This is a genomic window from Bombilactobacillus sp. ESL1197 (assembly GCF_058107145.1).
Genome location: NZ_JBYLTY010000001.1, coordinates 346,905 through 372,527 on the forward strand (window position 1 = coordinate 346,905; position 25,623 = coordinate 372,527).

The 25,623-nt window shown below is 38.7% G+C and carries 24 protein-coding genes and 1 riboswitch; of the genes, 14 read left to right on the top strand and 10 right to left on the bottom strand.

Features of this window, described 5'->3' with window-relative positions; genetic code table 11:
* Nucleotides 1–67: 67 nt before the first annotated feature.
* Nucleotides 68–910, bottom strand: a complete 843-nt coding sequence (locus tag AC3B6B_RS01425) for a hypothetical protein (RefSeq protein WP_489756929.1) — start codon at nucleotides 908–910, stop codon at nucleotides 68–70.
* A 275-nt stretch (nucleotides 911–1,185) separates the two neighbouring features.
* Between AC3B6B_RS01425 and AC3B6B_RS01430 the strand changes: the two genes are divergently transcribed.
* Nucleotides 1,186–1,953, top strand: coding sequence for a pyrroline-5-carboxylate reductase family protein (locus tag AC3B6B_RS01430; protein ID WP_489756930.1), 768 nt, complete (start codon nucleotides 1,186–1,188; stop codon nucleotides 1,951–1,953).
* Between the two features lie 82 nt (nucleotides 1,954–2,035).
* On the opposite strand, the gene AC3B6B_RS01435 is transcribed toward AC3B6B_RS01430, so the two are convergent.
* The 4 genes from AC3B6B_RS01435 to AC3B6B_RS01450 all read right to left on the bottom strand — a co-directional run bounded on the left by AC3B6B_RS01435 (nucleotide 2,036) and on the right by AC3B6B_RS01450 (nucleotide 7,538).
* Complete coding sequence (locus tag AC3B6B_RS01435; RefSeq protein ID WP_489756931.1) at nucleotides 2,036–4,384, bottom strand: ABC transporter ATP-binding protein/permease; 2,349 nt, start codon at nucleotides 4,382–4,384, stop codon at nucleotides 2,036–2,038.
* 196 nt (nucleotides 4,385–4,580) lie between these two features.
* The gene (locus AC3B6B_RS01440; protein WP_489756932.1) at nucleotides 4,581–5,444 is read right to left on the bottom strand and encodes an NAD(P)-dependent oxidoreductase; all 864 of its coding nucleotides are present in this window, start codon (nucleotides 5,442–5,444) and stop codon (nucleotides 4,581–4,583) included.
* A 23-nt stretch (nucleotides 5,445–5,467) separates the two neighbouring features.
* Nucleotides 5,468–6,652 (bottom strand): MFS transporter, encoded by a 1,185-nt coding sequence (locus tag AC3B6B_RS01445; RefSeq protein WP_489756933.1) that lies wholly within the window; start codon nucleotides 6,650–6,652, stop codon nucleotides 5,468–5,470.
* A 187-nt stretch (nucleotides 6,653–6,839) separates the two neighbouring features.
* Nucleotides 6,840–7,538, bottom strand: coding sequence for a Bax inhibitor-1/YccA family protein (locus AC3B6B_RS01450; protein ID WP_489756934.1), 699 nt, complete (start codon nucleotides 7,536–7,538; stop codon nucleotides 6,840–6,842).
* A gap of 161 nt (nucleotides 7,539–7,699) precedes the next feature.
* On the opposite strand from AC3B6B_RS01450, the gene AC3B6B_RS01455 reads away from it, so the two are divergent.
* A complete protein-coding gene (locus AC3B6B_RS01455) occupies nucleotides 7,700–8,236 on the top strand; it encodes a biotin transporter BioY (RefSeq protein WP_489756935.1) in 537 nt (178 codons plus the stop codon).
* Nucleotides 8,237–8,365: 129 nt separating this feature from the next.
* Here AC3B6B_RS01455 and AC3B6B_RS01460 read toward each other — a convergent pair whose 3' ends face one another.
* Entirely contained in the window at nucleotides 8,366–9,808 is a 1,443-nt protein-coding gene (locus AC3B6B_RS01460) for an amino acid permease (protein WP_489756936.1), read from the bottom strand.
* Nucleotides 9,809–9,890: 82 nt separating this feature from the next.
* Nucleotides 9,891–10,072: riboswitch (Lysine riboswitch) on the bottom strand.
* A 280-nt stretch (nucleotides 10,073–10,352) separates the two neighbouring features.
* On the opposite strand from AC3B6B_RS01460, the gene AC3B6B_RS01465 reads away from it, so the two are divergent.
* Entirely contained in the window at nucleotides 10,353–10,946 is a 594-nt protein-coding gene (locus AC3B6B_RS01465) for an ECF transporter S component (RefSeq protein ID WP_489756937.1), read from the top strand.
* A 123-nt stretch (nucleotides 10,947–11,069) separates the two neighbouring features.
* Entirely contained in the window at nucleotides 11,070–13,040 is a 1,971-nt protein-coding gene (locus AC3B6B_RS01470; protein WP_489756938.1) for a cation:proton antiporter, read from the top strand.
* 110 nt (nucleotides 13,041–13,150) lie between these two features.
* Here AC3B6B_RS01470 and AC3B6B_RS01475 read toward each other — a convergent pair whose 3' ends face one another.
* The gene (locus AC3B6B_RS01475; RefSeq protein WP_489756939.1) at nucleotides 13,151–13,804 is read right to left on the bottom strand and encodes an NAD(P)H-binding protein; all 654 of its coding nucleotides are present in this window, start codon (nucleotides 13,802–13,804) and stop codon (nucleotides 13,151–13,153) included.
* A 137-nt stretch (nucleotides 13,805–13,941) separates the two neighbouring features.
* Between AC3B6B_RS01475 and AC3B6B_RS01480 the strand changes: the two genes are divergently transcribed.
* The gene (locus tag AC3B6B_RS01480; RefSeq protein WP_489756940.1) at nucleotides 13,942–14,322 is read left to right on the top strand and encodes a VOC family protein; all 381 of its coding nucleotides are present in this window, start codon (nucleotides 13,942–13,944) and stop codon (nucleotides 14,320–14,322) included.
* 52 nt (nucleotides 14,323–14,374) lie between these two features.
* On the opposite strand, the gene AC3B6B_RS01485 is transcribed toward AC3B6B_RS01480, so the two are convergent.
* The gene (locus tag AC3B6B_RS01485; RefSeq protein WP_489756941.1) at nucleotides 14,375–16,138 is read right to left on the bottom strand and encodes a thiamine pyrophosphate-dependent enzyme; all 1,764 of its coding nucleotides are present in this window, start codon (nucleotides 16,136–16,138) and stop codon (nucleotides 14,375–14,377) included.
* 100 nt (nucleotides 16,139–16,238) lie between these two features.
* On the bottom strand, nucleotides 16,239–16,916 hold the full coding sequence (locus AC3B6B_RS01490; protein ID WP_489756942.1) for a type 1 glutamine amidotransferase: 678 nt from the start codon (nucleotides 16,914–16,916) through the stop codon (nucleotides 16,239–16,241).
* Between the two features lie 84 nt (nucleotides 16,917–17,000).
* Here AC3B6B_RS01490 and AC3B6B_RS01495 point away from each other — a divergent pair, with 84 nt between their 5' ends.
* On the top strand, nucleotides 17,001–18,323 hold the full coding sequence (locus AC3B6B_RS01495) for a C1 family peptidase (protein ID WP_489756943.1): 1,323 nt from the start codon (nucleotides 17,001–17,003) through the stop codon (nucleotides 18,321–18,323).
* A 117-nt stretch (nucleotides 18,324–18,440) separates the two neighbouring features.
* A complete protein-coding gene (locus AC3B6B_RS01500; protein ID WP_489756944.1) occupies nucleotides 18,441–19,415 on the top strand; it encodes a S66 family peptidase in 975 nt (324 codons plus the stop codon).
* Here the strand turns inward: AC3B6B_RS01500 and AC3B6B_RS01505 are convergent.
* Complete coding sequence (locus tag AC3B6B_RS01505; RefSeq protein WP_489756945.1) at nucleotides 19,397–19,912, bottom strand: GNAT family N-acetyltransferase; 516 nt, start codon at nucleotides 19,910–19,912, stop codon at nucleotides 19,397–19,399. The genes AC3B6B_RS01500 and AC3B6B_RS01505 overlap by 19 nt on opposite strands.
* Nucleotides 19,913–20,098: 186 nt before the next feature.
* On the opposite strand from AC3B6B_RS01505, the gene rsmG reads away from it, so the two are divergent.
* The 7 genes from rsmG to AC3B6B_RS01540 are packed head-to-tail and all read left to right on the top strand — an operon-like array spanning nucleotide 20,099 to nucleotide 25,434.
* Nucleotides 20,099–20,815, top strand: a complete 717-nt coding sequence (gene rsmG / locus AC3B6B_RS01510; protein ID WP_489756946.1) for a 16S rRNA (guanine(527)-N(7))-methyltransferase RsmG — start codon at nucleotides 20,099–20,101, stop codon at nucleotides 20,813–20,815.
* Nucleotides 20,816–20,845: 30 nt separating this feature from the next.
* Nucleotides 20,846–21,676 carry a nucleoid occlusion protein gene (noc, locus tag AC3B6B_RS01515; protein ID WP_489756947.1) on the top strand — a complete coding sequence of 277 codons (831 nt, stop codon included), beginning with the start codon at nucleotides 20,846–20,848 and terminating at the stop codon, nucleotides 21,674–21,676.
* A complete protein-coding gene (locus AC3B6B_RS01520) occupies nucleotides 21,669–22,436 on the top strand; it encodes a ParA family protein (RefSeq protein ID WP_489756948.1) in 768 nt (255 codons plus the stop codon). Before noc ends, AC3B6B_RS01520 begins: the two co-directional genes overlap by 8 nt.
* Nucleotides 22,426–23,280, top strand: coding sequence for a ParB/RepB/Spo0J family partition protein (locus AC3B6B_RS01525; protein ID WP_489756949.1), 855 nt, complete (start codon nucleotides 22,426–22,428; stop codon nucleotides 23,278–23,280). Before AC3B6B_RS01520 ends, AC3B6B_RS01525 begins: the two co-directional genes overlap by 11 nt.
* Before the next feature lie 10 nt (nucleotides 23,281–23,290).
* Nucleotides 23,291–23,542, top strand: coding sequence for a DUF951 domain-containing protein (locus tag AC3B6B_RS01530; RefSeq protein ID WP_489756950.1), 252 nt, complete (start codon nucleotides 23,291–23,293; stop codon nucleotides 23,540–23,542).
* A 15-nt stretch (nucleotides 23,543–23,557) separates the two neighbouring features.
* Nucleotides 23,558–24,658, top strand: a complete 1,101-nt coding sequence (gene ychF, locus AC3B6B_RS01535; protein ID WP_489756951.1) for a redox-regulated ATPase YchF — start codon at nucleotides 23,558–23,560, stop codon at nucleotides 24,656–24,658.
* An 8-nt stretch (nucleotides 24,659–24,666) separates the two neighbouring features.
* Complete coding sequence (locus tag AC3B6B_RS01540; RefSeq protein WP_489756952.1) at nucleotides 24,667–25,434, top strand: DUF1129 family protein; 768 nt, start codon at nucleotides 24,667–24,669, stop codon at nucleotides 25,432–25,434.
* Nucleotides 25,435–25,623: the final 189 nt, after the last annotated feature.

Below are 25,623 nucleotides of genomic sequence, written 5' to 3' on the forward strand. Positions count from 1 at the left end.
AATAATAGTATTCATTAATTATGATGAAAATGTGAAGAAAAAGTGGTAAAAGTTAGTTTTTTGAAAATTAGGGTTTGTTTTTGGTTTTAAAGCGACGATGTTTATTAGTTGGAGCTGGTGGAACGGAGTTTTGGGTCGGTTGATAATAGTTATTAGCATAATTATTATCAAATGACGGATTAGGTTGTTGTGGTGCTGGGTTGGGGTTTTGTGCCATAGGATTAGCTTGATTGGGTGCAAAGTTTTGCTGTGGCTGATTGAATTGATTATTATTCATTTCAGGATTATTCATCGGTTGCGGTTGGTTAGGATTTTGATAGTTGTTCGGTGCCATTGGTGGCTGTTGAAAGTTAGGATTAGAATTTGGTTGATAATTATTGGGAGCTTGATAGTTATTATTGACCGGTTGTTGATAATTATTCGGCATTTGCTGCTGATTGTTGACAAAATTATTTTGATCCGTGTAACCGTTATTCGTAGGATTTTGATAATTGTTATTATTGTTATCGTAAGAACTATTGCTATAAGCATTACCGTATTCATCAACGGCTGGCGTAAAGAAGAAGCGAACGATCAGATTGGCAATGACCATGACCGTCCCAATGCCAATACCAACCCAAGACCAAATCATAATCCCAGGAAAACTTAAAGCATTAAAAATGCCCATCACGCCACCTAAAATGAGAATAATAAAGCTGGTAATAGCTGGTACAATGCTGGTACTAGCATTGCAAACAATGTAAATAATTCCAGCAATTAAATATGATAAGGCTACTAGGACACTAGCGGTACTACCTAAGTCAGCGTAACCCATTAATGCTTGAATAAAACTATCAAATTTAAATTGAATCACAATTACAATGGCTAAGATAATGGTAATAATCCCGGTAATTAGCCTTGCTATTTTCATAAGAAAAAAACCTCCAGCATAATTTAAACATTGAATAAGAGTTAGAACTAATAAGAATTTTATCTAAATTAGAACAAAGTCAATATAGAATAGTTCAAAATTTTATTGCCTTTTTTAAAACTAATACAAATACTCTAAGTTTTTTGTTTGAATTAGATCAACTTGTTGTACTTGTTTAGTTTAGCTAATTGCATTTTACCGCAAACTGTGGTTTGAAACCAATAATTTATTAATAAACTATTCTGTTGTACAATGAAAAAAATTGAGGTGATTAAATGAAAATTGGACTTGTAGGTGCTGGCCGAATTGGCAGTGCGATGATTAAAGGATTATTGAAAGCGGGCATTAGTCCCCAACAGATTATCGTTAAGGGTGGACGGCACCAAACGGCAGCTAAGTTAATTGCGCAGTATCAGTTGGGAGCAGCGCAAAGTGTATCGGAATTGTTGGATTGTGAAGTTATTTTATTAGCGATTCCAGCACCAGCGGTGCCAGCAGTGATTCAAGAGTTAAGTCAAGATTATGAGGGAATGATTGTTTCAGTTTCTGGTGGTGATTTAACACAAATTAATCAATCATTAACTGGGGCAGCTGGTTTTGCCAAGGCAGTACCTAATACGGCAGTGGAAATTGCCCAGGGAATAATTGCTGTGAGCTTTCAAAAACAAGAAACGGCGGCTCATCAAGAACTGGTGACCAATTTATTTAACAAACTAGGTCAAGTGTACGTAGTTCCTGAACAGCAGTTGAGTATTTATGGTACGATTGCCGGTTGTACACCAGCATTAATGGCGGTAATGATGGATGCTTTAAGTGATGCTGGAGTGTATTACGGCATGAAACGTGAAGATAGTCATCAAATTATCTTACAGATGCTGCAAGGCACAGTCCAATTAGTGCAAAATCAGCAACTAGACTTTGAAGCTTTAAAGGATTACTCAGCTACTCCTGGTGGTTCCACGATTCGCGGAGTGGCCGCTTTAGAAGAAAACGGCTTTCGCGGAGCTTTGATTAAAGCGATTAAGGCTTGCGAAGAAGGTTAGTGTTTGAACAAATCTTATATTTATAAAAAAAGAGGTTGGATTTTAAATTTCCAACCTCTTTTTTACATACAATTAACAACTATTATTCTGATCTTAAGGCCGTGGCCGCATCTTTTTTGGAAGCCATGCGGGCCGGAATATGACCACCTAAGACAGTTAAGATGGTGCTGACAATAATTAAGACAATCGCATGGAGCGGATTTAATTTAGCAACGTGACTTAAACCGGTCATATTTTCTAAAATAACGTTGGCAGGGAAAGTTAAGAGCCAAGCAATGATAACACCTAAAATTCCGGAACCAATGCCTAAAATAGTAGTTTCAGCATCAAAAACGCGCGTAATATCTTTCTTACGAGCTCCTAAAGCTCTTAAAACTCCAATTTCTTTGGTTCGTTCAATAACGGAAGTATAAGTGATGATGGCAATCATAATCATGGAAGTAACTAAGGAAATGGCCGCAAATCCGATTAACACGTAAGTGATAGCGTCCATTAAACCACCGGTAATGCTGGTGATGTTGCCCGCTAAGTCTACATACATAACTTGATTAGCTTTACTCTTATGCTTATTATATTTGTCTAAATAAGCGGTGATTTTGTTTTTCTCTTTAAAGTTATTGGGATAAATTTGAATCGAATTAGGCGTATCGGTAGCTCCCAGAGCAGTCAGAGTTAAAGCACCTTCCATACCTTTTAATGGCGTACCGGTGATCACATTATTCTTACTCTGCTTTTGAGCTAGCGCAATGTGCGAATTCTTATTGATGTTAATGACTTCTTTAGTCAAACGGTCAGAATAGGCAATCCCACTCGATAATAAACCGTCAGAATTTTTAGAAGTAGTTCGTAAAATACCGACAATCTTCAAGTTAATAGTGTCATGAGCCGTGGCCATTTGGCTGTAATCTTTACTAGGGACAAAGTTGCCAGTTGGTAATTGCTGGTAAAAATTGTTATTCGCAATGACTTGAATGTTAGTATTCAATAATTGTTGTGGTTGAATGTGCTGTTGATCTTTGAATGAAAAACCAAGATTTTTCAACGCATCTAAGTTCAGATTATTTTTCTTATCAGTAATCAGAACAATTTCGTGATTATTGGTAGGGTATTTACCAGCTAAAACGCGATAATTTTTCTTGAGGAAACTTTGTTGATTATTGCGATCAACGGGGTAAACACTGCCACCAATACCTAAGTTAGAAGTAACCATGCTTTGCGCATTGCTAGATTCGGAACTGCTGATATTAGTTGTGGCAAAAGATACCGGCCGGTATTGGCCGTGCACTTTGCGAATTAAATTTAAGCCGGTCGTATAGGTATAAGCAATATTTTTACTATCAGACTTTTTGATCTTGCGAATATAATTTAAATATTTGGGCGTGATTTTATTCAAATGTTGGGCAGAAGTTAACTGATTAGCTTGTGCTTTCAGCTGTTTGCCTGAAGCAAACTTTTGACTACCAGTGCTACCAGAACTGTCGCTTTTTTGCATTTGCTTTTGATCCGCTGTAACTTGCGAAATGGTAATTGGAAATTGCGATAAAGTTTCCGATTGGGTGGCGTCGATTTGTTTTTGAAAACCATTCGATAAAGCTAACACGACACCAATACTAATAATACCGATACTGGACGCCAAAATAGTAAGGAAAGTGCGGCCTTTTTTAGTTTTGATATTGGTAAATGATAGTTTTAACGCCGTCCAAAAACTCATCTTAGTACGTACGGGATTAAAGTGTGGTTGTTCATCCGGTTCTTGATAAGGATTAGAATCGTTTTGAATTTGACCATCAGAAAATTCAATAATGCGATCAGAATATTGGTGTGCCAAATCGGGATTATGCGTCACCATAATGACTAATCGTTCTTTGGATAAGTCTTGAATTAACTGCATAATTTCGTTACTGGTCTTAGTATCTAAGGCCCCCGTTGGTTCATCAGCTAATAAAATCTGGGGATCATTCGCCAGGGCCCGCGCAATGGCAACACGTTGTAATTGTCCACCAGATAATTGACTGGGCTTTTTAGATAGATGTTCTTTTAAGCCGACACGTTCCAATGCTTGTTGGGCTTTTTGTTTCTTTTCAGCGTTCGAAACGCCACTCAAAGTCATTCCTAAACTGACGTTATCTAAAATACTTAAATGACTGATGATGTTGTAATTCTGAAAAATAAAACCGACGGTATTATTACGATAAGCATCCCAATCATCTTCTTTAAAAGTTTTGGTTGACTTACCGTCAATAATTAAGTCACCAGAATCGTAATGATCAAGGCCACCGATAATGTTTAGCATCGTGGTTTTACCGGAACCGGAAGGTCCGAGGATTGAAACAAATTCTTTAGAACGAAAGGCAACAGAGACATCATCTAATGCTTTGGTGGTCGTATCGCCGACTGTGAAGTACTTTTTAATATGTTGCAGTTTCAGCATGGTTCTCTCCTAATTTAAAAGATTCATTAATTATGAGCTCATTTTAACGCTTTTTGAAAATGAAAACTATCATGTTTTTAATTAAAAAGAAATAATCAAAAAAACTTTCAATTCACCAGCAAGTAAATTACTCGTGAATTGAAAGTTAATCTAGATTTTTAGTTGAAAGTAATTATTCAGTTATTGTATGAAGTGTTTAATCCCACCAAAGCTTGATTAAGCCTTGAGTGCCTAAATCACCATCGTGCTTTTGGTCAACTAGTTGTTCGTATAGTTCTTTGGCTTGTTTAGTGGCAGGCAAATTCAAGTGCATTTCGTCAGCAGTGTCTAACGCAATCCGCAAATCTTTTAAGAAATGTTTACTGAAAAAGCCTGGAGTATAATCGCCTTTTAATACCCGAGGACCATAGTTTTCTAGACTCCAATTAGCTGCACTACCACCACTGACTGTTTTGAGCACGTCTTGTAAATCCAAGCCCGCGGCTTTAGCGTAAACAAACATTTCAGTCATACCAGTCATGGTACCGGCAATCATAATTTGGTTAGCCATCTTGGTATTTTGCCCGGCTCCTGCCGGACCAAACAGGTTAACTTGACCGCTAAAATCAGGGAATAAAGCCTTAATTTGGTCATAGACTTCGCGGCGGCCACCAACCATCACGGTTAAAGTCCCATTTTTGGCACCAATATCGCCACCAGAAACGGGGGCGTCTAAAACTTTCGCGCCCAATTTTTCGCCGCTAGCTGCCAGTTTTTGTGCTAACTGCGGTTTTGAAGTTGTTAAATCAATTAAGAATTTATCATGGACATCAGCACTAAAAATGCCGTTATCGCCGTAATAAACCTGCTCAACATCTTGAGGAAAACCGACCATAGTCAAAATGACGTCGCTTTGTTCAACGACTTTTTGGGGATTATCTTCCCAAGTAGCGCCCTGTTGTACGAGATTGTCAGTTTTAGATTTTGTACGATTGTACACCCAAAGTTGATGGCCCGCTTTTAAAAGATTCACAGCAACTGCATTTCCCATTACGCCTGTACCGATCAAACCAATTTTCATTTCTATGACCTCCAAACGAAAAACTACGAATTAGTAACTTGTGTGGTGCGTTTCTGCAGGTTAGTACCAACTAGTACTATGATAATTATAACGCTTAAAGCGATCATGGATTCAAAAGTTCCAATTAAATGATTAGGATTGAATAGTGGTGCCGTGTATTTGAAGAACCAGACAGAAAATGAAAAGCCTAAACTAGTTAAAGCAGAGAATGAACCCATGACAATGGGATAAACTTTAGCTGTGGCTAAATTGGATAATAAAAAAGGCACAGTAATCAAAGTAACTGAAGCACAAGTTCCAATTAGAAAAGCGCCTAATGCACTACTCCAAAACGCATGGGAGAAAATAAATAATGCTGCCCCAATGGCTGCAGAACCAAAGCCGGCTGCCAATAAATAATTACCAAAAACCTTGCGGTAAAGACTAATAAATAACCCCGCCACAATAGAAGCTGCGCGGACAAACAAGAGGGCTTGACCGGAAGTGCTAGGACCACCAATGTGATAAGTGTGTAGGTAAATGGCCATTTTATTGGACATTACAGCGGCTAAGACTTCCACAAACGTAGAAATGACTACTAAACCAATAATTAAGCCCCAATGATTTTTCGCAGCATAAGTTTCATTAACAGCTTGATCTTCACTAGGCTTAACGTTCGGAATAAAGATTAAAGCTAAAATCAATGCGATAACCGTGATGAAGTAAATGTAATAGTTATGAACCCAGCTAATGTTGGCTAAATAGCCGCCAACCACGATCCAGACCATAGCAAAACCATCTTCTAACGCGACATTGAAGCCAAATTGAGTTGACCGTCGTTCACCTTGGTAATTGGCTGCAGATAAACTAGGTAAAACAGTTGTAATCGCGCCACTACCTAAGCCGACAATCAAAGCAAAAAAGATTAGTTGGTTGACACTTTGGTGAATGAAGATAGGTAGTAAGCCACCAGCGGCTAATAAAGCTAGGCCAATAGCGGCTGCATATTTGTAAGTGATTTTGGTTAAAATAAAACCAAAAATAAAAGAGGCCAGCATGGATGCTACATCACCGATAGACGCAATGGATTCAACTTGAGTCGCATCAGCGTTGGGAAAAGCTTGTTGAATTTTGACGATGGACGGGGCCATGATGGAATCCAAGCGCGTCACCGTGGTGAGAGCAATAATACCGACTAAAGTAGAAATTTGTACTTTACGAGTATTCAAAAAATGTTCCTCCTGAAAATAATTTGTTGCTGTTCAATTATGATCTAGTTAAATCTCAAAGCTGTTGGAGCTGGGTAGTTAAGTATTAAGTAGGTACTGGGCGAGATTTTGGATTGAATTTTCACCGCAACATAAAAAAAGCTACTCTCTTTTAATGAGAGTAGCCAGAAATTTGCTCATGAAGTTCTTAATTATTGTCATTACCAAAAATAGCTAACAGATTCATTAGTAAATTGATAAAATCTAAGACTAAATTCACGGAAGCGACTAAAGCTAAGGCGCCTAAGTTTTGGCCTTGACTATTGGCATAAATCCGTTTGAGGTCTTGGGAATCAAAGGCAATATAGCCCATGAAAATAACAATCGTTAAGATATTAATGACTAAAGCAATCATTGGACTCTTAAAAAGAAAGACATCTAATAAGGAAACCACTAAGATAGCAACTAAGCCAATTAATAAAGTCCGACTCCAAGACGATAAATCGGTTTTGGTGAAATAACCATAACCGGCCATTACGAAAAAGACAACGGAAGTCAAAATTAAAGCTTGGGCAATACTTTTAGCGGAATAACTAAAAAATAATGGTACTCCTAAAAATGAAAAAACAAATAAAAAGGCGAGGTAACAGACAAACGTCATTAAATAAGAACTTTGCGCAAAACGTTGACACATGGTTAATAAAATCATGGACAAACCCACAATGATAATGGTTGATAATAACCAATGTTGTGCGCCCCACATGATGATGGGCATGGTGAAAGCTTGATTTTTAGCAAGAGCAAAAGCTGCCATTAACCAAAAAACAATGCCTAAACCAGTATATAGATAAACTAAGGAAGTAAAACGGCTTAAACCAGTTGCTTGGGATTCTTCATAAGTTTGCATAAATAACCTCCATTATTAATTGATTAAAACATACTGGATACTTAAGATAAAGTCAAATGCTTATGACGCCAGGTGATTGGTAGATGTTAATTTAATCTGGTAGCTGGTAAACTAAACGCAGATTGAATTAAATAAATTGTAATTGTTGAAGGAGAGAAATCGTGAAGTATTCGTTAAAAGCTTTAGTTTCCACAGCGCTGATGACGACAATTATTATCGTTTTGGGATTATTTCCGGGAATTCCGTTGGGTTTTATCCCGGTGACTATTGTATTGCAGAATTTAGGCGTGATGCTGGCAGGGGAGTTATTAGGCCCTAAAGCAGGCACAGCGGCCGTAGGATTATTCTTATTATTAGTGGCGCTAGGTTTTCCTTTTTTATCAGGCGGACGTGGTGGAATAATTAGTTTCATTGGACCAACGGGGGGTTACTTAGCGGCTTGGTTTTTTGTGCCATTACTGGTCGGCAGTACTTTAAAGCGCACGTTCTTTTCTGCTAAATGGTGGACGGAATTTTTGGTGGTCTGGTTGCTGGGCGTTGTTGGTGTTAATTTAGTCGGCGCTAGCTGGTTAGCAATTCAAAGTCATTTATCCTGGAGTAAAGCAGTAGTTTCGAGTTTGGCGTTTATTCCGGGAGATACACTCAAAGCGATCGTAGCAGTTTTTTGTGCCCGTAGATTACGGCCATTGTTGCATTAACGGAAAAATCTAGTAATTAATTTGTTAACAAAAAGAGACTGGTCTTTAGCAACGAGTTACTGATCGAATTGTCAAGAATGTCATCAGTAAGCTGTTATGGCCAGTCTCTTAAATTATTATTAGTAATAATTATTTTTCACTTGAAACGTCAATCTCTTCTAGCGGGATAATCTTAGTGTGGTGTTTCCATTTGTAACCAAAATATAAGATTAGAACTAATGGAATGCCAATATAAGTAATTCCAATTTGCTGCCAATCCCAATGTACAAAGGCATCAATATTTTGTCCACCGATGACTAGGATACACAAAATTAAAGCAATAATTGGTCCTAAAGGAAATAACTTAGCGTGGTATTTGAGTTCACTTAAATCATGACCTTGTAGCACAAAGGCTCTCCGGAAACGATAATGACTTAAGGCAATGCCAACCCAAGCGATGAAGCCGGTTAAGCCAGAAGCGGCCACTAACCACATATAAATCTTTTGCCCAAAGATGCTGGTTGCGAAAGTTAATAAAGAAATTAACATAGTAGCGCTTAAAGCCAGTAAAGGAATACCATGTTTGGTTGTTTTGCCAAACGCTTTAGGAGCGTAATTTTCGTGTGCTAAGGCATATAACATTCTTGTCGAAGCATAAGCACCAGAATTAGCTGAGGAAAGTACGGCTGTTAAAACAATGGCATTCATTAAGCTGGCGGCAAAAGCTAGTCCAGCACGTTTAAAGACTAGGGTAAATGGCGAAACAGCAATATTACCATTAGCCGCACTCAATAAATTCTTGCTGGTGTAAGGAATTAAAGCAGCAATCACAAAGATAGATAAAATGTAAAATAATAAAATCCGCCAAAAGACTTCTTTAATGGCCTTCGGTACTGCATGTTCTGGATCTTCTGATTCCCCCGCGGTTACACCAACTAATTCAGTTCCTTGGAAGGAAAAGCCGGCAATTAAGAAGACATTTAAGATGGCTGGAAAGCCGCCAACAAAGGGGGCCTTTTTATAAGTGAAGTTCTTTAAACCAGCAGCCGGATGATACATAATTCCTAAAATCATGGCAAAGCCAATGATTAAGAAGACGATAACCGTCACCACTTTAATTAAAGATAACCAATATTCGGTTTCACCGAAGGTAGAAACGGTTAAAGCATTAATCAAAAAGATCACGACTAAAATGAGTAAACTCCAAATCCAACCGGGAGTATGGGGCAACCAGTATTGAATCAATAAGGCAGCTGTCGAGATATCAATCGCAACAGTAATAGCCCAGTTGAACCAGTAATTCCACCCCATCGCAAAGCCTAGTGCGGGGTCAACATATTTAGCGTTATAAGTAGCAAAAGAACCCGAAACGGGCAAATGAGTGGCTAATTCACCTAAACTAGTCATTAAAAAGTAAACCATGATCCCCATGGCCAGATAGGCGATTAAGCCGCCCCCCGGGCCAGCTTTAGAAATTGTCGAACCTGAGGTCATGAATAAACCAGTTCCAATACAACCGCCTAAAGCGATCATGGAAACATGGCGGTTTTTAAGATTACGCTGTACGTGATCTTGTGAACCTTTTTCTGCCATAAAAAAATCCTCCTAAGTGAGAAGGACTCTAAAAACGATTAAAGCCTCTTTACGCAAATCGTAAAGAGGCTACTAGTATAAAATCGTAGATAGCGCCCCGCAATTGTTATTAATTGCGACAGTCTCAGACTTATTCAATCTGAACCCAACAGTGAATAAATGAAGTTAAACACCATTTCGGCTAAAAGTCCTTTCACGTTCAGGCTTAGATTCTTCATAATCGGCTGAACGTTACTCTTAAATTTAGCAACCTCTTCTTTGATTGTTTGCTTTATAATTTTAGCGCAAATTGTTGGAAAGTCAAGCCAACTTAAAGCAAGTAGTGGTAATTGGTGAAAAGTCAATTAATCCAAAATGGTTCGGTTAAAAAGAACTCATTTAAATAAGCTTTAACCAACTAATTTAACAATTGGTATAGTTTTGGCAGCTGCTAAGCTTTAATTGCTCGCAAGTCTAGCTAGTTTTTTGAAAAATGGTATACTTATTATTGATTTTAATCTAGTAACCAAGAATTGATTTTGATGATTGGGGTAGGGAGAAAACATTGCGTAAAAGTAAAGCTTATAAAATTGCCATTCGGGCGATTTTGATTGCCATTATTTTGATTCAATCAATGACGCCATTTTTAGGTTATATTCCTTTAGGGGTACTTAATGTTACAATTATTCATATCACAGTTATTGTGGCAGCAATTGTGTTAGGCCCCAACGATGGAGCTTTGATTGGTTTTATTTGGGGATTAGGTTCATTAATACGTGCTTATGCAGCGCCGTCTAGTATTTTGGACACGATTGTGTTTACCAATCCGGTGATCTCGGTCTTGCCACGGATTTTAGTTGGCTACTTTGCTGGTTGGGTTTACCGCTGGTTATCTAATAAGCTGAAAAGTAAAACGCCAGCAATGGTGGTCGCTGCTGCTATTGGAGCATTAACCAATACATTATTAGTTTTAGGTTTAATGCGGATTCTTTATGCTTCAGCGATGGCGGCATCTTATAAAGTGCCGGTTAAAGGATTAAATTGGGCAATCATGGGAGTCGTTGGCAGTAATGGGGTGCCAGAATTATTGGCGGCGGTGATCATTGTACCGATTATTTCCTTAGCTATTTTTAAAGCTAATAAGTTTTTAGAGCGCTAATCCAGCAAGTATCGGGGTTATAAAGAACAATTAATGTATTGCTAATAAGATTATTGTTCCCATTTTCTTCAGTCAACCAATAATTAACTCACAGCTGCCTATTCAACAATAAGGGGGAAATTTGTGTCATTATTTTTTACATGCTTGTTGTTAATTAGTGCAACTATTGCAGCTAATATCATTTATTCACTTTATCCAAAAATTCCGTTAGCTTTTTATCAAATTGCCACGGGTTTTGCTTTGTCTTGGCTACCGGAATTTACACACTTTAATTTAAAACCCGGAATTTTCTTTTTGATTATTATTGCACCACTCATGTTTAATGATGGTCAGAATACAGACTTTCATAGTTTAAAAAGTAATTTTCGTAATGTGTTGTCATTAGCGATTGTACTAGCCATTTTAACGATTGTTGTGGGCGGCTTTTTCATTCACTGGCTGTGGGATGCTTTACCATTAAGTTTGGCTTTAGCTTTAACAGCTATTGTGGCGCCTACCGATGCAGTGGCGGTTTCTTCCATTACTGCCGATATTGAAGTGCCAGAATCTTTAATGCAGAATTTAGAAAATGAATCGTTATTTAACGATGCCTCGGGTTTAGTGGCTTTAAATTTGGCGCTCGCAGCGTTTGTTACCGGAAAATTTAGTATTTGGCATAGCGTTGGGACTTTTTTGACGACTTTTGTCGGTGGAGTTATTGTGGGCATTTTGTTAGGATTAGTACTCGTTAGTATCCAAATTGTTTTTCAACGCCGTTTATTTGATGCGACTGCGATTACAGTTCCCTTTAATGTCTTGGCACCATTTATTGTTTATTTAGTGGCCGAAGAATTTCATCTGTCAGGTATTTTAGCCGCCGTTGCTGCGGGGGTAGTATTTGGTATTTATAAACGTCAGCTACGCTTGACCTCATCATCGAATCAAGTGGTTTTATCATCAACTTGGGATATTATATCTAATTTATTAAATGGGTTTGTCTTTGTCTTATTGGGAATTAGTTTGCCCCGCAATTTGCTGGCCATCGTCGATTATAATAATTTACATTTTTCCACATTGTTGTTATTGGCAAGTGGTTTGTATTTGTTGATGTTAGCCTTGCGGTTTTTATGGGTGTACTGGCGCTGGATCAAATTACCGGATACAGGTCAAAGCTTAGCAAAAACCAGTCTAATCATTGCTTTGAGTGGAATCCACGGCACAATTACTTTAGCAATGGCATTTTCGTTACCCATTATGCAACATGGTAAGTTGATTCCCTTTCGGACAGATCTGATTTTTGTGGCCGAAATTATTATCTTGTTGAGTCTAGTTGTGCCTACTTTGTTGTTACCACGACTCTTACCGGCCAAGGTCAGTCCATTTACGATTAACGAATTTACTGACCAGCTAGTAAAATTGGTCAACTACGCGATTCAGGAGTTACGTGAAAATAATGACCAAAATCCACTAGCGCTCAGCCATGTCATTACATTATTGAATAGCCAAAAATTAGATAATGCCCGAGCTAACCCTAAGCAAGTACGAAATTTATTAGAAAAAACCGAAAGTATTGAATTTACAGCAATCGATCACTTTGTGCAAAATAATGAAGATGTCGATTCTAAGATTGTTTGGCAGTACAATCGCCAACAGATATTGCAAATGCGCAAAATTATTACCAATCCATTAATTCAGTTGAAGATGTGGTGTAAGCTAGTGGTTTTGCGCTGGCGGATTCGGCGGTTAAGAAGAAAACGAGCAGTGCAGTTGTCTAAAAAAGACCGTAAAGCGTTGGCTTATAATAAGGATCAGTTGCGTAAATTGGAGAATGTCGGTTACCAGGCTGTCAGTCAATATTTAAAGCAATTACGTGATCCAGAAAATATTGCCGAAGTTAATTTAGTGCAACATTATTATGCTTATCGGCATCAGCGCTTCAGTAACAATGAAACGGATGAAACCCAAGAACGTGATTTGATTATTATTGCTTTTCAATATGAATATGAATTTGTGCAACAAGAACTCCGCAAGCATCAGTTAGCTCCAGAGCTAGTTACGGCTTTAAATGAGAAAATTTCCACGGACCAATTTGTCTATATGATGTCTGATAATTAAATAACAAGTTGACCACTAATCACGGTTAATTTTGAAGCACAATCAAAAACGGTTCATCGCCAGTTAAACAAGTGATGAACCGTTTTTTTAATTAGTAATAGATGCTTAATTTAATAAACCGGGCGGTTTGCACCTTGAGTGTCTGGATCAGCGATACCAATACTTTCGTAACTATATTGCTTTGGATCGGCAATTATTTTTAAAATTGCGTTCGCAATACTTTGACGTGAGCCTGAAACACCTAAATAAGGTTGAGCTTGAGTCGTAATTTGATACTTGATTGCGGGGCGGTCGTTTAACCAAGGTAAACGCAATGTTGTGTAATTTAAACCAGATTCTTTGAGGATTTGGTCGCTCTGTCTAGCAGATGGTAAACCGCGTCCAATATATTCAGCGTTCCAGCGGCCAAATTCACCGCCAACTTCGTGATATAATCCCAGCACATTGGCAAACAGTACCCGGTTAACCCCCTGCTGTTTCATAGCAGTAACTACGTTTTGGGTGATGCGATTTTTTGAATCGTGATCAACAACGGCTACAAAGACTAAATCTTGGTTTATCACGGCTTGGTTTACTGCCGCCTCATCTAATAAATCGCCTTCGATTAAAGTTACCCGGGAATTATTTTGGTAGCGGGCTAGACGCTGTTTGTTTCTTAAAAATAAAGTCAAATGAATATTTTGAAATTGCTGTTCGGACAGAATTCGTTCTTCAACAATCCGTGCAATCTGCCCGTTGGCTGCCATAATTAAAATATTAGTCATTTGCTAAAACCTTCTTTATTACAAATTTTAGTGGCACTGTACACCTTGGAGTCGACTCTAAGACAAGATTAGTTCAGTCTGTCTTTTAGAAAAAGATTATAATCAAGTTGAAAAATATAATATTGGAGGATTGTAAAATGGCTTATTTTAAAGGGATTTCACATGTTGGTATCACTACGCAAGATTTTAGCCAGAGCGTTGACTTGTATGAAAAATTAGGTTTTCAGTTAATTAATCAAGAAGACAATCAAGGCAGTAAAGTCGGTTTCTTGCAACTAAATGACTTGCTGATTGAATTATATGAAGCACCGATTAATCCCGTGAATGGTGCAATTAATCACCTGGCATTAGATACCGATGACATTCAAACAGCCTATGATTATGTGCACCAATTGGGTTTTGAATTTATTGATGACCAGGTGATGCATTTACCATTTTGGGAACATGGAATTAGTTATTTTAATTTTTACGGTCCGAACCATGAAATTATTGAAGTTTGTCAGAGAAATCAAAAATAAACAAAAAATGCAGTTTACAAACGTTTTGTAAACTGCATTTTTAATAGAAATATTATTCAACTTCAGAAAATTGTTTGATCAACGTCTGCAGTGAAGGCTGACTTGTTGCTGAGACATCGTAAAGTTTACGATAATGATCAATTGTAGGTTGATCAAATAGATCTTCATTGACAGGAACAAAACTGGTATCAATTGGATCAATATTTTGAATCTTTGCATCTAACACAATAGGTAAATGATTACCTTGCTTTTGTAATTCATCAATTTGTTGCATGGCTTGCTGTAATTCACTTAAGTTCTGCACAGTAAAACCGTGAGCACCCATGGCTGTGGCCACTTGTCCCCAATCAGCCCCTAATAAGTTGATACCATACATGGATTGTTGATTTTGAATTTTTTCATGTTCGATATAACCAAAGGAATTATTTTCCAAAACGACATTGATGACTGGTAATTGATATTTGACCTCGGTTAATAAATCAGGCATGACCATTGCAAAGCCACCGTCGCCAGAAATACTCCAAACTTGTTGGTTAGGGTAATTCAATTGGGCGGCTAAGCCTGCGGGTAAGCCAAAGCCCATGGTCCCATACCAGGGGGACATGGTAAATGATTGGTCTTGATTAAATGGTAATTGGCGAATAGACCATTCTGTATTATTACCAACATCTAAACCATAAACGGCATTGTTCGTACTGTGTTCTTTAATGGCTTGAATCACACCTTCAGCTCGCAAGCCGTCTTTGTCATCTTGGGCGCATTGCAGTAACCATTGATCCCAATTAGCTTTGTTTTGCTTAGCTGCTTTGACAAACGGAGTTTCAGGTCGTTGATAGCCACTAGCTAATAACGCTTTGAAAAATTCGGCACTATCAGCTAAAACGGTCACGCTAGCATCGTATTGTTTGCCCAAATCGGCTAAATTATTATTCACTTGAATAAATTTGACAGAATCGGGTAAAAAGCGCGCAAACGGATAATTGGAACCAACAAAGATAACTAAATCGCTCGCGTTAGTAACTTCAAAGCCAGGTTTGGTCCCTAATCGACCCCGTGAACCCATGAAGTTGGGATGGTCAGTTGGAATAACGCCAGTTGCAGGAACGGTGGTTAAGACGGGTAAGTTTAATTGTTCCACGACTTGTACTGCCAGTTCTCTGGTTCCCTTGGTTCCTTGACCTAGCCACAAAACGGGCCGTTGCGCTTCTTTTAAAGCTGTAATAACCTGTTGGATCTCCGTTGCAGTTGGCTTTAATAAATTAGCCGGTTTGTGGGCAATGGCAGCTGTTTGGAAACCTTGAAAATCAATTTCTTGGCCTGATAAATCATCCGGTAAAATGACAACGGAAACTGATTTAGTAGCATAAGCATGACGAATAGCTTCGTCTACTAAGTAAGGAATCTGTTCAGCTGTAGTAGCTTGCTTATGAAATTCTGCTACGTCGGCAAAGATGGGATCTTCATTCATTTCTTGGAAAAAGTTCGTATTCATAATGCCAGTGGCTGATTGACCGACGAGTGCTAAAACGGGGACATGATCCATCTTGGCATCATATAAGCCATTCAACAGGTGGACACCACCGGGACCGGCAGAAGCAAAACTAACGCCAATTTTACCAGTCAACTTAGCATCAGCGGTGGCTGCTAAGGCACCAATCTCTTCATGACGGACTTGAATGTACTTGAGCTGTTCACGTTCTTGATATAAACCTTCTACGGCATTATTGATTGAGTCAGCCGGAATACCATATAAATGATCAATGTTCCATTTGACTAAGACTTGAGCCAAAGCACGACCTGCAGTCATCTTGGTCATAAAATCACTCCTTAATTTGCGATTATTTAATTTTTAACAAGAAAAATCATGTTTTATGGTTTCATATATAGATTATTATACGGTCTTGAGGCGGTGACTGTTAATTATTTAGCTCAGCTGGTGCATGATGATGCTGATAATTAGTGATGATTAATTGTACTAAACCTTGGGCAACGTTAGTATTTTTGAGTAAGGGACCGTGCGCATAGCTACCAATTGTATTTTTATAAATCATGCCTTCGACACCATCATCTTGATTATTGCCGTAACCTTCAATCATTTTGCCAAACGGTTTTAACTGCTTGGAATCATCAAAGAAAGTTTGCCCACTGTGATTTTCAAACGCATGAACTTCACCAAATTTGGTGGTGAAATGCGTATCACCAATCATTCGTTTTTGAGGATTGAAGACGGTGTGAAAGGGGAGAATGTCCAAACATTGAATGGTTTGCCCGCCACTCGTTTGATAATAGGAGCCCAAGAATTGATAGCCGCCACAAATTCCGAGCATGGGGCGATTGTCTTCAATGTAGTCGGTAATGGTTTGTTTGTGGCGTAAAATATCGTGCGCGACCACCGATTGCTCAAAATCTTGCCCACCACCAAAGAACAAAAAATCGTAGTCTAAGGCATTGAAGTCATCATTTAAGCTAATATTGGTTACGGTGCAATCAAAATTTTGCTGCTTTAAAAAATAACGTAAAATTTTGACATCGCCCGAATCACCGTAGGTGTTCATTAAATCTTCATATAAATAAGCAATTTTAACTGGTTGCATTCTTAGAATTTCCTCATTAAACTATTTACTATTAATCTCCAATAGTTTAAACTGTCTGATAAGAAAAGTCTAGGAGTGATCAACTTGCAAGCAATTGACCAACAACAATTACAGCGATTTCATCAAGATTTAAAACAACAACCAGCTGCGGCAATTAAAGGAGCTTTAGTGCAGAATAATGGGTTTAATAAAGCCACCCAAAATCAAGCACAGTTGCGGCAGTTAAACCCAGAATTTAATGTTGAAGTAGCCACTGGTAAAGTCTCGAATCAAAAAAAGTCTGGGCGCTGTTGGCTATTTTCAACGCTCACAACTTTGCGCACGAAGTTTGCGACGAAATATCAAATTAAAGATTTTGAATTATCTCAGAATTACCTGTCTTTTTATGACCGCTTGGAAAAAGCGAATGTTTTTTACCAACAAGTGATTGCAACCGCTGATCGGGAGTTAACGGATCGGTATGTGGCCCAATTATTAGCGGGACCGGATGAAGATGGTGGCCGTTGGAATTACGGATATAATTTGGTTCAAAAATACGGGGTGGTACCCAAATATGTGATGCCAGAAACTTATAATTCAGAACATACGCAGGAATTTTCCCAAGTTTTGAATACTAAATTGCGTAAAGACGCGGAAAAATTGCGCTCTTTAGTGCAACAACAAGCATCAGAGGAACAAGTACAACAAAGTATTAAAGCCATGCTCAGTGAAGTTTACCGTATTTGTGTGCTATGTTTTGGCCAGCCACCAGTTAACTTTGATTTAGAATTAAAAACGGATACTGGTAAATTAATTCAAGCAACGAACATTACACCACAACAATTTGCACAAGAATATTGTGCTTATCCATTTAACGACTATGTTTCTTTACTCAATGCGCCACAAGCTAGCAAACCATACGGTCGGACGTATCATCTCAAAGACGATACGAATATGGTGGGCACTAAGCAACAAAAAGATTTAAATTTGCCAATCGAACGTTTAAAGCAAATTGCTATTCAGCAATTACAGGCGGGAGATACAGTGTGGTTTGGCAATGATGTTAGTGCGCAGTCTAATCGTCAGCAAGGACTATTAGCTGGTGATTTGTATCAGTATCAAGAATTATTAGCGATGGATTTAACGATGACAAAAGAACAACGCTTAGAAACTCGGCAAGCTCAAATGTCTCACGCCATGGTTTTGACTGGTGTTGATTTAGACGAACAGGGCCACGCACGCAAGTGGAAAGTGGAAAATTCTTGGGGCGAACAAGTCGGTACGAAAGGCTATTTTGTCATGGATGATCAATGGTTTAGTGACTATGTATACGAAATTATTGTTCAAAAAGCATTCTTGACTCCTGTGGAACAACAACAGTGGCAACAAGATCCAATTTTGGTTCCTGCTTGGGATCCATTGGCTTAACCCAGAAAATTTTAACAGTTAAATATTAAGATAATAAGAGATTAGATAAGGCAAAGGCCAATTATTTCTAATCTCTTATTTAATATTCATGTTTAATCATAAAAGAAAGTGAAAAATATGAAAATAGGAATGTTTTCAGCCTCAACACCCATTAGTGCACTCGCACCTCAGCGCTACTTACGAGCGGTTAATTTCTTAAAACAACAAGGTGTTTCGGTAGTAGCAGGGTCATTAACCGGACAAAGTGAGTTTTATCGTTCGGGCTCAATTCGGCAGCGTGCACAGGAAATTAACGAATTAATCTATCGGGAGGATATCCCTATTTTAATGGCTGCCATTGGTGGTAATAATACTAATTCAGTTTTACCCTATGTGGATTTTTCTTATTTAAACCGGCATCCCAAGACGATTATCGGTTATTCGGATACGACAGCCTTACTTTTAGCTGTGCAAGCGCAGGCTCCCAATTGTCGGGTGATTTATGGTCCGGCAGTGGTGGCTTCCTTTGGTGAATGGCCACCGTATGTGGATTTGATGTGGCAAGATTTATTAGCTGTTTTACAGGCTAGTACAACGGTAACTTTACACCAACGTCCATATTGGAGTGAGGAAGCTATTAATTGGGAAAAGTGGCAACATCCTAAAAAGCGCCATGCTAATCACTGGCATTATACAGTAACTCCTTATTTAACAGGTCGCGTGATGGGCGGCAATTTAAATACCATGGCGGGGATTTTTGGTACGAAATATTTTCCACGGCTGCAAACAGGTGACATTTTATTACTGGAAGATGCACAAAAAGATGCGGCGACGGTGGAACGTAGTTTTGCGCATCTAAAAATAGCGGGAGTCTTTGACCAAATTGGCGGTATTATTTTGGGAAAGCACGCCTTGTTTGACGATCAACAAAGTCACCAGCGCCCCATTGATATTTTACAAGAGGTCCTTAATAATCCTGACTTACCAATTATTTATGATTATGATAGTTGTCACACAGTGCCAATGTTGCCTACTGTTTTGGGAGCACAAATTCAGATTGATGCAGTTTCTAAAACAGTACAGTTTGATGTAACTCACAAATTTAATTCATAAACCCACCGCAAAGCATGTTGGTTATCTAGCAATTCAATCGTTCCCCGTTTTTGAAAACCAGTTTGTTCAATTAAATGTTGCATGCGTAGATTTTGCGGATGCGTATCAATGCGTAAATTTTGGTAACCCTGTTGATAAGCTTGCGTGATTAAATTAGACATGAGATAACGGCCCAGCTGTTGGCCGCTAAACTGTGGATTAACGGTAAAGCGGTGAATAACAGCATAAGGCTCATGACTGTGATAGTTGTTATTGGCTAAAGTTTGATAATTAGGATCAGGGCCATTAATTAGCGCTGCAGTACCAACAACTTGTTGTTGTAAACATAACGACCAACTGGCGTGTTGAGTGATATCCTGCTGGATTTGACGAATATTAGGATGGCCATCTTGCCACTGGTTGATGTGATCTTTTGCGAGAAGTTGTTGCGCGGCGGTAATGAGGGTTTGAATTTGCTGTAAATCATTATTTTGGGTTAAACGTAAAAAAGGTAACATAAAAGTCCTGCTTTCTATAAAACTTTGATTCCAGACAGCTGCGGAAAAAGAGCTAATTCTTGGGGTTAATTTTACTATAATGTTTGTTAAAAAAACATGTATAATAGTAGACAGTTATTGCGTTTACTAGCTAATTAAGATAGGATAATTGTGAAACATAAGCTATGTTTCACGTGAGGAGTTTACATGAGTCCGCAAGAATTTCAACAAGCCTTAAGTAAGGAAGGGGTTAATTTGTCATCCCAACAATTGACCCAATTTCAGCTATACCTAGATTTATTAATTCAGACCAATAAAGTGGTTAATTTAACGAGTATTACCGATCCCGCTGAAATTTATGTTAAGCATTTTTATGATTCGGCAGTAGCTCTCTTGGTGCAACCACAGTTACAACAAGCTGTGAGTTTAGCCGATATTGGTTCTGGCGCTGGTTTTCCAGGCTTAGTTTTAAAAATTATTAATCCCCAGTTGCAGTTAACGATTGTCGATTCGTTGCAAAAACGGATTAATTTTTTGGAGCAAGTCGTGCAAACTCTCCGGTTAGATAATGTCCAGTTGATTCATGCGCGTGCAGAAGAATTTGGCCGCCAAAAAGATTATCGTGAACACTTTGATTTTGTGACGGCGCGCGCGGTGGCTAAGTTACCCGCATTATTAGAATTGTGTTTGCCAGTGGTGAAGTTAGAGGGGACTTTTATTGCTTTAAAGTCTCAACAAGCACAAAATGAACTTGATCAAGCACAAAATGCTTTACAGGTTTTAGGTGGTCAAGTTACTAAATTACAACAATGGCAATTGCCGGAGCAAGCGGGGTTACGCGAATTAATTTTAATCAAAAAAATCCATAAGACACCAGCTAAATATCCCCGCAAGCCCGGAACGCCCACGAAACAACCGTTATAAGAGTTTTTGTCATAGTAGGAGGAGTACGGAGTGTCATTTTGGGAACACTTTAAAGAGAAAAATGGCCCTACCAAAACGGACCAAGTTCAAGAAATTCCGTTAGCACAAGTGATTGTTAATCGCTATCAGCCACGGCAAAAATTTGATAATGAGAAAATTTTAGAGTTAGCGCAGTCTATTGCTACTAATGGTTTATTGCAACCAATTATTGTGCGGTTAACAGCTGATCAAAAGTATGAGTTAATTGCTGGTGAACGGCGCTTTCGCGCTATTAGCCAGCTACAATGGTCCAAAATTCCGGCCATTGTACGCGATTATGATGACCAACAGTCGGCCTCATTAGCTTTAATTGAAAATTTGCAACGACAAGATCTTAATCCGATTGAGGAAGCACAAGCTTATCAAAATTTGATGCAAATGAATCATTTGACGCAAAAAGATTTGGCGAAACATTTGGGGAAGAGTCAATCTTATATCGCTAATAAAATTCGCTTATTAAACTTAACCCCCACCGTGCAAACGGCTTTAGCCCAGGGGCAAATCTCTCAACGTCACGGCCGTGCCTTATTACAAGTACCGGTTGCGCATCAAAGTCAGTTATTAGCGCAGATTCAAGCTAAACACCTAACGGTGCAACAAACGGAGCGTTTAATTCAAAAAAAGCAACAACCAGCGCCTACTAAGCAGCATAAAAAAATTCGGGCCTTAACTTCGAAAAGTTCACAATTAGCCATTAATACTGTGCGCGATTCAGTGAAATTGGCGCGAAAAAATGGCGCACAATTTGTTTACCAAGAAACAGAAACTGACCAAGAATACCAAATGATTATCACAATTAAAAAGGAGAACAAGCATGGTTAAAGTAATTTCACTCGCCAATCAAAAAGGTGGCGTTGGTAAAACAACGACGACCATTAACTTGGGTGCTTGTTTATCTGAACTAGGACAGCGAGTATTAGTCATTGATATTGACCCGCAAGGCAATGCCACTAGTGGTTTAGGTATTAAGAAAGTTGATGTGGCACAAGATATTTACGATGTCATTATTAATGAAATGCCCTTGAAAGATACAATTATGCATACACAGCGCAAAAACTTGGACATTGTGCCCGCTACTATTCAATTAGCGGGGGCCGAAATGGAACTAACTTCAATGATGGCCCGTGAAACCCGCCTCAAGGAGGCCGTTGGTTCGATTGCTACTGATTATGATTACGTATTGATTGATTGTCCACCTTCCTTGGGGCAATTGTCCATCAATGCTTTTACTGCTAGCAATTCAATTATTATTCCAGTACAAAGCGAATACTATGCTTTGGAAGGATTGAGTCAATTGTTAAATACGATTCGCTTAGTGCAAAAACATTTTAATCCCGATTTAGCCATTGAAGGTGTGTTGTTAACAATGTTTGACGCGCGAACTAATCTTGGGACCCAAGTGGTAACGGAAGTACAAAGTTATTTTGGAGATCACGTTTATAAAACGATTATTCCACGGAATACTCGTTTAGCCGAAGCTCCTAGTTATGGTTTGCCGATTATTGATTTTGATCGTAAGTCACGGGGAGCGGAGGTCTATTTGCAATTAGCCAAGGAGGTTATGAACAACGATGCCCGATAAAAAGAGAAGCGGCTTAGGTCGCGGAATTGATGCCATCTTTTCAGATTTTGAAAATAATGAAATTAGTTCTGAAAATGTTGTTGAGATTTCCTTAGAAGCCATTCGTCCCAATCCGTATCAACCACGTAAAAGCTTTGATCAAGAAGCTTTAAATGAATTGGCGCAATCAATCAAAGAAAATGGCGTGTTTCAACCAATTGTGGTGCGTAAAAGTGTTAATGGCTACCAGATTGTAGTGGGGGAACGCCGTTTTCGCGCTAGTAAAATAGCTCAACGGCAAACAATTCCCGCCATTGTTCGGCAATTAGACGAAAGCCAAATGATGGAAATTGGCGTTTTGGAAAATCTCCAGCGTGAAGATTTAAATCCGATTGAAGAGGCACAGGCTTATCAAACTTTAATTGAAAAATTGCATTTAACGCAGGAACAAGTGTCGGAACGTCTGGGCAAGAGTCGACCTTATATTGCAAATTATTTACGCCTACTCAGTTTGCCTAACCAAACGAAACAATACTTAATTAATGGTCAATTGACGATGGCGCAAGCTCGGACTTTATTGACTTTTAAAGATCCACAAAAAATTGATCAAGTAGCGAAGATGGCCGTCCAACAAAGCTTAACTGTGCGACAATTAGAAGCAATGGCTAATCAACCTGTGAAAACCAAAAAGAAAATAACCAAATCTCCCTTCATTCGGGCCACTGAAGAGCAGTTGGTTGATAAGTTTGGTACTAGTGTGAAGGTGACCGATGGCAAAAATGGTAAAGGTAAAATTCAAATTGATTTTTCTTCGACGAAAGATTTAAATCGAATTTTAGATTTATTAGACATTTCTGTTGATTAAGGGGGCCAATATGTATCAGCTAGGTGATATTGTTTTAATGAAAAAACCGCATGCTTGTAGCTATAATCGCTGGGAGGTTGTGCGCTTAGGTGCCGATATTAAGATCCGGTGTTTAGGCTGCGGCCACCAAGTGATGATGCCTCGGGCGGAATTTAATAAAAAATTCAAAAAAATTATTACCAAAGAGCACGAAGTTAAAACCGCTCAAGAAGAATTTTATATCGCAACTGCAAAACTAAAAATACCTAATCAATTAAATTAATAAGGAGTTTAGATCATGGCTTTAACAGCAGGAATCGTTGGTTTACCTAATGTGGGTAAATCAACTTTATTTAATGCAATTACCAAAGCAGGAGCAGAAATGGCTAATTATCCCTTTGCCACTATTGATCCCAATGTCGGGATGGTTGAGGTGCCAGATGCGCGTTTAAAGCGGATTGATGAATTAATTCCCGCTAAGAAAATTGTTCATACCACATTTGAATTTACGGATATCGCCGGGATTGTTAAGGGTGCTAGCCAAGGTGAAGGTTTGGGTAATAAATTTTTAGAAAATATTCGCCAAGTGGATGCAATTGTGCACGTGGTGCGGGCCTTTGCTGATGATAATATCACTCATGTCAATGGTAAAATTGATCCCTTGGATGATATTGAAACGATTAATTTGGAATTAAGTATTGCGGACTTGGATAGTGTCAATAAGCGCTTAGCTAAAGTTGAAAAAGTAGCACGCACCAAAGATAAAGCGGCAGTGGCAGAATTAGCCGTTTTACAAAAAATTCAACCAGTCTTAGAAGCAGGCGGTGCCGTGCGGAGTATTGATTTCAGTGAGGAAGAGCAGCCAATCGTTAAGGGGTTATTTTTATTAACCGCCAAGCCAGTTTTATACGTAGCTAATATTGCTGAAGATGACATGGCCGATCCTACTCAATCACCATATTATCAACAAGTTGCAGACTATGCTGCAAAGGAAAATGCAGAAGTGATTGGTATTTCAGCCAAAACGGAAGAAGAAATTGCGGAATTAGATGATGATGAACGCCAAGTCTTTTTGGAAGCTGAAGGTGTAGAAGAATCCGGGTTAGATCGGTTGATTCGTGCTAGCTATCATTTATTAGGTTTAGCGACGTTCTTTACGGCTGGTGGTCCAGAAACCAGAGCTTGGACGTTTAAGCAAGGAATGAAAGCTCCCCAAGTGGCTGGAGTGATCCATTCAGATTTTGAACGGGGCTTTATTAAAGCTGAGACGGTTTCGTATGCCGATTTAGACAAATATGGTAGTATGCAAGCAGTCAAAGAAGCTGGACGTTTACGGCTTGAAGGTAAAGATTATGTAGTTCAAGATGGAGATATTATTGAATTCCGGTTTAATGTTTAGGAGTAGCTATGGATCCCAGAGATAAAAATAAACAAGCACAACAACACCAACAAGAACAACAGCAGCAACGTACTCGAAAACGAGAACATCAATTAGAAGTTGAAGAGCAAATTAAAGATGCCACGCCCGAACAATTACGTCAAAAACTAAGTAATAAAAATGAAGATTACTTATTTCGGTTGCAAAAAGGGCTGACACAGCAAGGAAAAACGCCACAACAAGCCCAAACATTGGTTGATGGTTTGCTACAAGAAGTCCTTGATAATCAAATTAAGGGGATTCCGGCGCGCCAACTTTATGGTTCCGTAACGACGAAAATCGATTCGTTGATTCATAAAAAGGCGCCGAAGGCTACAGCTTCCAATACACCGACTTGGCAAATGGCGGTGGATAATTCCTTGTTATTTGTAGCGATTTTTGCCATTATGTATGGAGTGATGAGCTTATTCATTAAGCATCCTAGTCGGCAAAACCAAAGTGGAATTTTATCTATTTTAGTGATTGCGATTGTTTGGGGCGTTTTATTCGGTTGGTTGAATAAACGCATGTTAGCAGAGGATCACAAACGCGAACCTTTCTGGAAAACCATTTTGATTATCATTATTGGTTTGTTGATCATGTTCTTTGTCTGGATGTTAACGGTGCTTGTCCCACCAGTCCTCAATCCGATTTTACCAGCTTGGGCTGAAATAGTAATTGCCATCGTAGCTTATGCAGCTCGCTGGGGCTTTCGGAAGTATTATCATATTACGTTTAGTTCGTTTACCGGACGGTAGAAATTTTAATTTTTGGAAATAATAGAGATTGAAGTGAAAGTGGCTGTTTTAAGCTTTTACATTCAATCTTTTTCTTTTGGAGAAAATTGTCCTAAAAACGGCTGGTATACTCGAGAAAAGTTTTGGTAATTGCTGGCAAACCTAATTAAAAATTGCCGTTGTAGTGAAAGTAACTAATTAATGTTATTG